Below are 11180 nucleotides of genomic sequence, written 5' to 3' on the forward strand. Positions count from 1 at the left end.
TTCACTTTCGCAAAGATAGTTGTTCGAATTAATGTCGCATCTCTGATGCTCTAATTTTCACCGTCATTTTTACCGAATGCTTACACATTCGGCTACAAATATGACGCTCCTCTGGAGCTAAAAAAGTTCGTCCGACTCGAGTTTCTCAAATTCGTCACGGCTCGGTAAAGAGTGAATTTAATTCAAGAAATTGTGCTTACCATCACGGACTGAATTGTCCAAAGCCTATTTTCCGCTTCATCGAAAACTTTTGAATTTTTGCTTTCAAAAACTTCTTCTTCCACTTCGCAAATATCAGGATATTTCTGTGCCATAAGAGTTTCGTGATTATGAAAAGAGGGAAGGCAGTGTAAGAAAATCACATCATTATTCTCTGTTTTATCTAACATTTTTCGGGTAATTTTATAAGGTTTTAACAATTTTATTCTTTCTGGAATTTTGTCCTCTTCACCCATCGAAGCCCAAACGTCTGTATAAATCACATCAGCATTTTTCACGCCTTCATCTATAGAATCGGTAAGAGTTATTTTTGCTCCGGTTTCTTTTGCGTATTCGTTACAAAGATTCACAAGATCGTCGGCAGGATGCAAAGATTTTGGGGCAACTATGCGAAAATCTATTCCCACTTTCGCAGCCCCGATCATCAGAGAATTTGCCATATTATTTCTTCCGTCTCCAAGATAGGCAAATTTGATTCCATTTAACTTTTGGAAATTTTCTTTAACCGTCATAAAATCTGCAAGGATCTGAGTTGGGTGGAATTCATCGGTGAGTCCGTTCCAAACCGGTACACCTGCATATTTCGCTAATGTTTCCACGCTTTTGTGGCTGAATCCGCGAAATTCTATTCCGTCAAACATTCTGCCAAGCACACGTGCAGTATCCTTCACAGTTTCTTTTTTCCCGATTTGAATATCATTTTTTCCCAAAAATTCAGGATGTGCTCCTTCGTTGAAGGCAGCGGTTACAAATGCACAACGCGTTCTTGTTGAGGCTTTTTCAAAAATAAGGGCGATATTTTTCCCTTCCATTTTTTTCTTTAAAATTCCTTCTTTTTTCTGTTTTTTCAAATCAATCGCCAGATTGATCAATCCTTCGATCTCTTTGCCAGAGAAGTCCTTTAGCGTGAGGAAACTTCTTCCTTTTAGATTTAATGTCATTTTTTCTCCTGTTTTATGCTTATTTATTTACAAATTAAAAGTTTGGGACGAACAGGGATGTTCGACTTACGATTCAAAACAGGGATGTTCGACTTACGTTCATTTCTTCACAAGTCCTGCTTTGATCAAATCGTGCATATGAACCAAAGCAATTGGCTTTCCATCATCATCCACCACAGGCAGCATCGTAATCGCATGTTTTTCCATTAACTCCAAAGTGTCAATGCCTGAAGTTTGGGGTGTGATATGGATCGGATTGGATGTCATCAAACTTTTTATTTCCATATTAAGGGGATTTTTGTGTTCTTGCAGGATTCTTCGCAAATCACCATCCGTGATCATTCCAACAAGTTTTCCTTCATCGTTGACAATATTGATACATCCCAAACCCTTTGATGTCATTACAAGAATTGCGTTTTTAAGGCTTACATCTTGTTTTACAACCGGATTTTCATTACCCGAATGCATAATGTCTTTCACTTTGAGAAGCAACCGTTTTCCGATAAATCCGCCCGGATGTCGCAAAGCAAAATCTTCTTTTTGGAAATTTTTCTGCTTCATTACTACTGAAACGATTGCATTTCCCATTGCGAGTGCAGTGGTAGTGCTAACAGTTGGAACAATTCCCAAAGGCTCGAATTCGCTTGGAACTCCGATGTCCATTACAAAATCCGCTTCTTTGGCAAGGCTTGATGATAAATTGCCGGTCATCAAGAAAATTCGATTATTGTGATTTCTAAAATAGGGGATCATTTCAATAAGTTCTTCGGTTTCTCCGCTGTTAGAAATCATAATTATTATGTCATCTCGCATTACCATGCCCAAATCGCCATGAATTGCATCAGCGGGATGAAGATAAACTGAATTTGTGCCGGTGCTTGCCAAACTGGCTGAGATTTTTCGGGCAATTATACCGGTTTTGCCCATACCGGTAACTACGATTTTACCTTTGCATATGCAAATTTCTGAAATCACAGAATTGATTTCAATAGGAATCTTCTGCGAAAGTTCTGTCAATGCTCGAGCTTCTTGACTGATAATTTTTTTTATTTCTTCATTAATACTCATTATCATCCTGCCTATTCCTTTTTATGTTTATAACCGTTTAGAAATTTATGGTATTTTCAGTCAAATTATTTGCAATTATTTTTCCATAAAACTGTCTAAAATTGTTCATTGTAATTCTCACTTTTAGGATCTAATATTTTTTAGTGGTGCTAATCCCTGTATTTGCTCTTTAGAAAGCCTTTTGTTTTTATCCAACTCTATCTTTTCCGCAAAAATATTCGACGAGGTCAATTATGCTCAGTAATAAAATATACTTAATACTATGCTGAAAAAATGTTTTTTTAATTATGATTAATAAATATTAATTTTAAAAAAACGCGAGAAACTCTTTTCAATCATTTCATTTTAAAGTGATTTTTTCACATTTATTAATGATTTTCTTTACATATTATCCTAACATTTTGTTTTTGGCGAACAATTATCACATTAGGAGAAGATATGCTAATTAATTTTAAGGTTGCCAATTTTCTATCAATTTTTGAAGAACAGGAATTAAGTCTTTATCCAAATGGAAGACTTCGAAAAAAGAATAATCATATCTATAAAACTGAAAAAAAGAAACACACGGACGTTTTAAAATCATCGGTTTTATATGGAGCCAATTCCTCCGGTAAAACTAATCTTATAAAAGCCATTTTATTTGCTAAAGATTTTATAGTAAATGGTTCAAAATCAAAGAAGCTAATAAATATTACAAATTTTAAACTATTAAAAAATAATACAAATCCTTCAAAATTCCAATTTGAGATATACATTAACAATAATTGTTACGAATATGGATTTGAGATTAAGGATAATGTAATAAAATCAGAATGGCTTAAAAGTGTAACAAAATATTCAGAGAATTACTATTTTATCAGGAATTTTATAAATGGTAAAAACAACATTGAATATAAAAATAAAATAAATAATGATGACATGAAATTAGTTAGAAAATCTTGTATGCTCGAAGTTCGTGATAACCAGTTACTTCTAACTGTTTTAAATGATAAAAACCCTAATACTATCGAAAAACATTATAGAGAGGTTTATAGGTGGTTTGATAAAATACTAATGGTTATTACACCACAGTCAAAATTTCACGGAATTCAAATAGAAATTAAAAAGGATGAAAAATTATATGCTTTTTTTAATCAATATCTAAATATTTTAGATACTGGAATCGACAAATTGGCTTTTCATAAATATAAATTAGACGACAGCAAATTAAATATACCAGCCTTTATTAAAAATGACATAAAAAATAAACTGCAAGAAAAAACCGAAATTGTCGCAATTAGCAATAATAACAACGAATATTATTGTATCTATTTGAATGAATCAGGTGAATATATTGCTGGAAAGCTAAAAGCAAAACATAAAAGAATAGACAGTAAATCTTTTGTTGAATTAGATTTTAATGAAGAATCAGCCGGAACCCATAGAATCTTTGAACTATTACCTATTCTTTACACTGCAATTAATACTGAAAAAGTTATATTGGTTGATGAACTTGGAAGAAGTTTTAATTCCTTGGTTTCTGCTAAATTTTTTGAACTCTTTTTTGAAATGACAGAAAACAAACCTTCCCAATTAATTGCAACGACCCATGATTTAATTTTATTAGACCTAAATAAATTTCGTAGAGATGAGATATGGTTTATCAAAAAAGATATTAAGAACCAGTCCATTCTATATTCATTAGAAGAATTCCTAACCAGATTTGATAAAAAGCTCAGAAAAGCCTATCTCGAAGGTCGGTATGGAGCAATTCCAATTTTAGATAATATTTCAGGGGGGCAATAATGCCACCTTCCCGTTACTCAAGAAAATCCAAATGTCGTACACCTATAAGATTTTACATCTCTCCCGAAGGTTCCAAAACAGAATACAATTATTTTAATAGTATAGAGTTGAAAAAAGAATTAAGATTAGAAAATATTGAAATAATTCCAATTCCCAGAAAGATTAAAGACACAAGATCAGCTCCCAAAGATGTTTTAGATAGACTAAACAATTATTTAGGAAAAAACAAAATAAATCCATCTAAATTTAATTTTTGTTCATTGGTAATCGACTATGATAATTGGGGTAATAAGAAACTTAAACAAATCAATAAATCTATTAAACAAAAAAATTATCACTTGTATGTATCAAACCCTTGTTTAGAATTGTGGTTTATATTGCATAAAAAAGACGCAATATGTGCATACGCTACACCAGATAACAAAAGAATCAATACACCGGATAAATGTAAAAAATTATGCAATAGCTTGTTTCACGGATCTTATCACAAACTCTACTCTTTAACTGAAATTGCTATAAAAAATGCGAAAAAACTAGACAATAATTCTGAAGAAGATTGGCCTAACGATATTGGGACACATTTATATAAATTATTTGAAAAATTAATTGCTAATAGTAAATAGTGATATACCCACAATCCAAATATTAGATATTAGATTATCTATAATCACATAATTTCCCTCAATTAGTGTAATTTTCGAATCTGACTGCTGAACTTTTAAAAATAATATACTACTATTTTTGAAACTCCAGCAAGAAACACCATACAATCATCCTGCTTTTTTATTTTGTTTCAAGATTGCATTTTTAGTATTTTAAGCTACTTCCACCGATGAATTCACGCACTACAGAACTAAAAGGAACTGCGGAGTCATCATCTACAGCTTTTACTTCTTCGAGAAATTCTTTTATTCTTTTTGCCCTTTTATATGCATCCGCCTTGAGAGGATCGTCTTCAAATTTTTTCGTCCAATCCACAAAATTTTCTATCATTTTCGCAGAATATAAGGCAACTTCATACGGCATCGCACTATTTATTATATAGTCGGTGGCGTTTATATATGGAATGATGTTTCGGAGTTCACTGCTACGAACGTAATGCCAATGTTCGAGAGTTTGTTGCGGGTCATAAGCACGATGCATGGAATCCCTCAGCATTCTCCTCATCATCCTCAAATCCGTCCATCTGATATATTTTCCTTTTGAATTTTTCATCTGCAAGAGGGGTTCAAGAAAAAGTTTGAATTTATTTTCATCCGGCAGGTCTTTGCTCATTTCAGGATAAAGTCCGTGCAAACTATCAATTAACAGAATTTCATTATTCTTGAGTTTCATCGGTTTTTTATGCAAGTATCGAGTTCCGGTTTTGAAATCGTAAAATGGGATGGCAACTTCTCTGCCTTCTACAAGTTCGAGAAGATGCTGATTGATCATCTCCAAATCCAGCGCTTGGGGAGTTTCAAAATCATAATCGCCAAATTCATCCTTCGGGTGCATTTCAAGATCGAAAAAATAATTATCAACGTTCAAGGTAATGAAATTTAGCCCATGCTTTTTCAATCTTTGCTCGATCTTAATCGTAGTCGTGGTTTTACCTGATGAAGATGGTCCGCTAATGATCACCGTTTTTATTTTGTCTTTTTTGGTAAGTATCATTTCCGCAGCAACATCCACTTCCAACTCATAGGCTTTTTCTGATTCATACACAATGTGCGAAAACTCGCCTTTTTCAATTCTTTTATTTAGCGATTTTATCGTATGCAAATTATTTGTCGAAGCCCAATTGAGCACTTTCCACAATTTATGCCAGGGGATATTTTCCGATGGGTGAAATGATTTTTCATTTTTTTGTTTCCTTCTTCGATTTTGCTCATTACGGTAAAGAATATATGCTTTTGCTACTTCATCATGCCCGTTTTTTATCAGAACTTGTTCAACAATATCTTGAATGTTCTCCACGTGTGGTGATTCCAAGTTCGGAAATTTTGCTTCCAAGATTTCCACGACCTGCTCTGTCATCCCTTCTGTTGGTTTCTTATCTCTACCACCCACCGCTACAGCAGCACGATACATCGCATTCTTGATCCGAATTGGTTTGAAAGGGACTTTTGTTCCATTACGTTTTATCACGTGTGATATTTTTTGGTTTTTCATTTTTAGTTTTTTTAATTCTCCATAATTATTTCTGTATATATTTTGATGAAAAATAATATTTTGAATTTATATGTCAATGTTATCCCCAATTTCTCACGAAGACCCGAAGACGAAATATGGTAGGAAAATTGCAACATCCGGGAGGTTTAAAACAGTTTTTTGTTTTTAATTAGAACCTGTCCGTAAACTCCAAAACCTTGCGGATGGTTGGAAACCTCCGCAATGGTTAAAAAATCTAAACGACGACCATTGCGGAGGTTGCGGATAACAAATCCCGTTGGAAAACAACCATCCGCAAGGTGCTTATTCAAGCGGGGACGCTTGAACTACTTAACAGATAGGCTCGAATTATGATAAGGGAAAAACAAGATTTATAAATAATTTACAATCCGTTAAAAATCATATCTGACTTTCAGATAGACCATATCATTTTCATTATACTGCCCGAAATTTCCCTCATCACCCAAGAAGAGATTCATACCAAGAAGCAGGTTAAATCCATCTGAGAAATCATAACTTATTTTTGGACGCAAGAGAGCATTTTCGTCATTAATTCCATAATATGCAAATATATCCAACTGAAGAGTTTCGTTCAAAAATGTTTTTGATGCAAGAAATGTGACTGTGCTGGTAAATTCATCTTTGCTGATATCATCGTCATAATCAAGAATATACTCTTGAATCAATTGCAAACTGACGTTCACATCAAACCAATTGTGGTCATATCCCCAAAGATAATGCAGATAATCTTTCTTTTGCAGACCATCCGGGGGGAAATTTTGAAAGTACGATGGAAAATTTATAGCAAATCGTTTGTCAAAATAATATGCACTTTCTCCGCGCACAACTGCTCCACCAACCGCTTTGCTAAAACTTGCTCCAACCAAAGGTAGCCGATGGTATTCTGATTTTATCACAGCACTTGTATCATTCACTTGTGGGTGAATATGCATTGCCGGATTATCGTCCCACAAATAGGCAGTCATCAATTCGAAATCTATAAAACTTCCGAGATAGGAATATTTGAAGGCTACTTCGCTGTTGGACAATTTATTTTCAACTTCGGTATTTGAATTGTCAAAACTGACAGGGATAGGAAATTCCGGTAATTTTGGTGACCAAACAGAATTTGTATCAGGAATAATTGTTGGTTGGAAAGTAGGAATCCAAACTGCTTCGAAGGTGGAATTGCCAAGATAATAGTCTAATTTAACGGCATTTATGCCGATGCGAATTTCATCGAAATCCGGTAGAATGAATTCGGATAGATCGCGTGGTGAGATACCATCTGTGATAAAAACGCCGTCTGCTTTGCCCCAGATTATTTGCTGTTTTCCGATTCTGAGATCAAAATCATCAAAATACAAATCAAGATATGCCTGCCTCAAAATGATGTCCAATTCTTTTTCGATACCAGAATAAGCAAAAACAGGATTTGCAAATAGTGCCGCATTACCTTTGCCATACTCTAATTTCCAATTAAAAGTATTCTGCACTACAGAATACTTATTGTCCTGTTCAGTTAATACACCGAGATAACTTCGGACAAATCCGCGTTGGTTGATCTGGGCGTTTGACGTCGTAATTGTTGCTACAAATAATATTATTAATAGTAAATGTTTCATTTTTTCCTTTCATTTAGTAATAATTTGGAGTGCAACATCCGTGATGTTGCAAATTGGAATTCATACATTTTTTTCGGATAAATTGGGTAGAATTTGGATTTTTAATAAAAGATATTCCCCCATAGAAGTAAAATAAAAAAGATCATTTCACGGGGCAGACGGATTTTTTACTCCAAAGAAAAATATCACGGATATTTTACTCCAAAGAAAAATATAACCCCTGTGAAATCCCAGTGAAATCCCAGTGAAATAAAAAAGATAAAATCATTTCACCCGAATGAAATATCAAAAAAAATAGATTTCACTGGGCAGGCGGGATAAATAAAACAGATAATCCGCCGGCTGGCGGACACGAGGCAGGCGGATATTTTACTCCAAAGAAAAATATCACGGATATTTTACTCCAAAACTCCAAACTAAATACCTCTTTTCATCATTCGTTCGGTAAATTTGCTGTCGGATACTCCGGTATCTAATTTCACATTTTCTAATATCATTTTGGTTTTATGGTCGGACTGAACATTATGCATTTCGGAAAACGTGATAATCAGGCAATCCTTAATCTTCTGATAATCTTTCACATAAAGAATTTTTAAGAGATCGCCATCTTCATCGTAAAATTCTTTTTTCAAGGCGATCCATTTGTCTTTAATGACCCAGATTTTCGTTTTGGAATACATATATTCTTCTTCCTTCGGAACACTTTCCACCACGTAGCATTCCACCCCATCCACTGTTTCGTTTCTCAATAATGTGTGAGTGTCATCGTTTGGATGACGGTCGCCGAGATCATCATAAGTAAAATCAGAGCCCATAAAATAATCGCTTTTACTGTCGCTGGAAATCCGTTTGACTCTTCGCAAAGCCGGTAGATAAATCCACTGATCATCATTGCGACCTTCTTCGTCATAGCTCCAATTCATAAAAGAGGTATTGCGGACATCAGCGGGAGAGATAAAGAACATTATTTTTTTCTCCATATTGTCAAATTCTTTTAGATATTGCTTGATTTCACGCACTCTCTCATCGCCACGAGAATTGATTAGCGTCATGGTCAGATTTGCAGTCTGGTCATCTCCGGTAGAACGGTTATAAACATATTTAATAACCTGTAAACCAGTGATTTTAGCAGCATTCAAATTTGCGGATACAACCAAGATCGTAATAAATAATACGCTAAAGATTATTTGAGACATTAATCCGTTTTTCAATTGTTTCAACATTTTTTCTCCATTTCTAGGCTTGCTTGCCATATTTTTTTACATAATTTTTTCAGGTGTATTTTTCATTAATTTTTCGATTATCAAACCCATAATTGCAATAAAAACGATAGTCAATCCTAATCTCGCTAACATAAATTTTGCTCCTAAAAAACGCAATTCTACGAGTTCCTGCGGAATTTTTATGCAAGCCCAGGCTGATAAGAAAATGACAATATTCGTATAACTTGCTCCTTTTTTATGAAAAGCCTGAGCCATCGGAAAAGCCACAAAAAGTGGACCTGTTGGTAAAGCTCCCAAAATAAATGAGACAATTATTCCTTTCATACCGGAACTTTCCCCCAAATGTTTCATAATGAATTCTTTGGAAATCCAGACTGAAAATAATCCCATCAAAATAAGAATTGCCGGAAATATTAATACCATCTGTAAAAAATATTCGTAAGAGGTTTTCAACATTTTTGGAGATTTTGTCGGAAACAATTGCGTTAGAATAAGTGTGGCAATTATGACAATTCCTAAAAAAATATAGCTCCTTTTATTATTTTTCTGTTTTTTATTTTTCATAAAATCACTCCCATCAAAAGGGCAATTGCAATTGCAATCACGAAACTAAACAGGTTACGTAGGATAGCAAATTTTTTGCCGAGAGTTTTTATTTCCAGTGGTAAAGTTACAAATCCGATCATCGTTAGAGTGGTAAGAAAAGCAGCTACAGACATTATGGAAGCACCTTCTTTCAGAAATGAACTTGCAAGGGGGAATGCTAACAAGGCTGGAAGATGAATGATGCTTCCAACAATTGCTATGGAAAAAAAACCGATAACTCCTCCTTCCGAACCAAACAAAAGAGCAATTTTATCGGATAACAGCCCAAAAATAATTCCGATCAACAGGATGACCGAAAGGATGGCTGGCGCCAATTTCCCCAAAGATTTTATTGCTAACTTTAGGGATTTTTTTGTTTTCTTTTTGTCTTTGAAAAATGAGATAAGCAAAAATATTATCACAATAGCATTTATTCCGATTACATTATTCATATTATTTCCATTTCAATTAAAAAGCTCACACCCCAAATGGATCTGCCATCAATCCGATTCGAAATTCACTCAAAGTGTTTTCAAAATGGATGTTGTAATAATCTGACCCGAAGTAATATTGGATAAAGAAGCGAATATCTTCCAAAAACTCAGGATTGTATGACAATGTTATTGAACCACTAAATCGTTTTGAAAAATCAAAGGTATCCGCATGCTTCATCTCACCAAAAATGATAGTTGTGTTAATATTCGCTCTGAATCTCGGGCGTATTTTATTTTTATTAAGATGGTTATCGCCTGTTTCGTTTCTTGAGAAAAGGAAAGTAAAAGCTTCTTTGGAAAATTTAAATATCCGGAAGTCATTGTGCCAACGAATATTACCATATAAGTCATTTAGAACTTCGTCTTGCAGATATTTCGGATGAAATTCTAGAGAAGTTCTGAAAAAATCATTCGCATTTACTTGGTATGAGAACAACTTTGACACAAAGAAACCTAGTTCGATAAAATTTGTAGAAAAACTACCATCATAAGTGTTTATGCTTCCGTTTTCATTGAAAAAATCTCCGTCTTGTCCATTTGAATGATGCGAAAATCTTACGAATAAGTAAGTTACTTTTGGACTCGTTTCGGAGACTTCGTTTAATTGAGAATAAACCGTTACTTGAGGCATATAGCTGGGTGTTAATACAGGATCGCTCTTTTCTTTAAACATTCGCAGAATTATTTTTGGTGTTAAAACTGCACCCATTCTCGAGTTTTTGGTTTTTATTAAATAATTGGGAACCAACTTTGCTTCGAACCAAAGTGGATCTAAATTACCAATTCCGTCGAAAAAAGTTATATAACCAATTTCGCTATTCGCCAAAATATATTTAGAAAATCTTTGTGGCGCTAATAGGCTATCAGTTACATTTTTTGCAATAACTGGTGAAGAGATAATGACAAATAGCAAAATTAACAAATATCGTTTCATTTTTTCCCCAAAAACACATTTGTTCTATACAAAAGCAGATACATAATAGTTACAGTTCCGAGAAAACTGGTAAACATATTCAGTGAAACCAAGGCTCCCAAACTTCTGTTTGGCGGGAAAACCGAGAATAAAAGAACGAGGAATCCGGCAAT

Annotated in this window: 10 protein-coding genes; 2 read left to right on the forward strand and 8 right to left on the reverse strand. The window is 34.1% G+C overall.

What is annotated here, in order from left to right; translation table 11 throughout:
* Positions 1-182: 182 nt before the first annotated feature.
* Both argF and U9P79_03535 read right to left on the reverse strand, forming a co-directional pair.
* Positions 183-1160: an ornithine carbamoyltransferase gene (gene argF / locus U9P79_03530; protein ID MEA2103695.1), complete on the reverse strand. Its 978-nt coding sequence runs from the start codon at positions 1158-1160 to the stop codon at positions 183-185.
* A gap of 99 nt (positions 1161-1259) precedes the next feature.
* Positions 1260-2228, reverse strand: a complete 969-nt coding sequence (locus tag U9P79_03535; protein MEA2103696.1) for a KpsF/GutQ family sugar-phosphate isomerase — start codon at positions 2226-2228, stop codon at positions 1260-1262.
* 438 nt (positions 2229-2666) lie between these two features.
* Between U9P79_03535 and U9P79_03540 the strand changes: the two genes are divergently transcribed.
* Entirely contained in the window at positions 2667-4013 is a 1347-nt protein-coding gene (locus tag U9P79_03540; GenBank protein MEA2103697.1) for an ATP-binding protein, read from the forward strand.
* Positions 4013-4636, forward strand: coding sequence for an RloB family protein (locus U9P79_03545; GenBank protein ID MEA2103698.1), 624 nt, complete (start codon positions 4013-4015; stop codon positions 4634-4636). Before U9P79_03540 ends, U9P79_03545 begins: the two co-directional genes overlap by 1 nt.
* 184 nt (positions 4637-4820) lie before the next feature.
* Here the strand turns inward: U9P79_03545 and U9P79_03550 are convergent, their stop codons facing one another.
* The 6 genes from U9P79_03550 to U9P79_03575 form a co-directional block, all read right to left on the reverse strand.
* The gene (locus tag U9P79_03550; GenBank protein MEA2103699.1) at positions 4821-6167 is read right to left on the reverse strand and encodes an ATP cone domain-containing protein; all 1347 of its coding nucleotides are present in this window, start codon (positions 6165-6167) and stop codon (positions 4821-4823) included.
* A gap of 392 nt (positions 6168-6559) precedes the next feature.
* Positions 6560-7792 (reverse strand): DUF1302 family protein, encoded by a 1233-nt coding sequence (locus U9P79_03555; GenBank protein ID MEA2103700.1) that lies wholly within the window; start codon positions 7790-7792, stop codon positions 6560-6562.
* Between the two features lie 416 nt (positions 7793-8208).
* Complete coding sequence (locus U9P79_03560) at positions 8209-9015, reverse strand: outer membrane lipoprotein-sorting protein (GenBank protein ID MEA2103701.1); 807 nt, start codon at positions 9013-9015, stop codon at positions 8209-8211.
* Positions 9016-9051: 36 nt separating this feature from the next.
* A complete protein-coding gene (locus U9P79_03565; GenBank protein MEA2103702.1) occupies positions 9052-9579 on the reverse strand; it encodes a permease in 528 nt (175 codons plus the stop codon).
* The gene (locus tag U9P79_03570; protein MEA2103703.1) at positions 9576-10052 is read right to left on the reverse strand and encodes a permease; all 477 of its coding nucleotides are present in this window, start codon (positions 10050-10052) and stop codon (positions 9576-9578) included. The genes U9P79_03565 and U9P79_03570 overlap by 4 nt, the downstream gene beginning before the upstream one ends.
* Positions 10053-10077: 25 nt before the next feature.
* Positions 10078-11028, reverse strand: a complete 951-nt coding sequence (locus tag U9P79_03575) for a hypothetical protein (GenBank protein ID MEA2103704.1) — start codon at positions 11026-11028, stop codon at positions 10078-10080.
* Positions 11029-11180 lie beyond the last annotated feature (152 nt).

Source organism: Candidatus Cloacimonadota bacterium (assembly GCA_034661015.1).
GTDB lineage: Bacteria > Cloacimonadota > Cloacimonadia > JGIOTU-2 > JGIOTU-2 > JAYEKN01.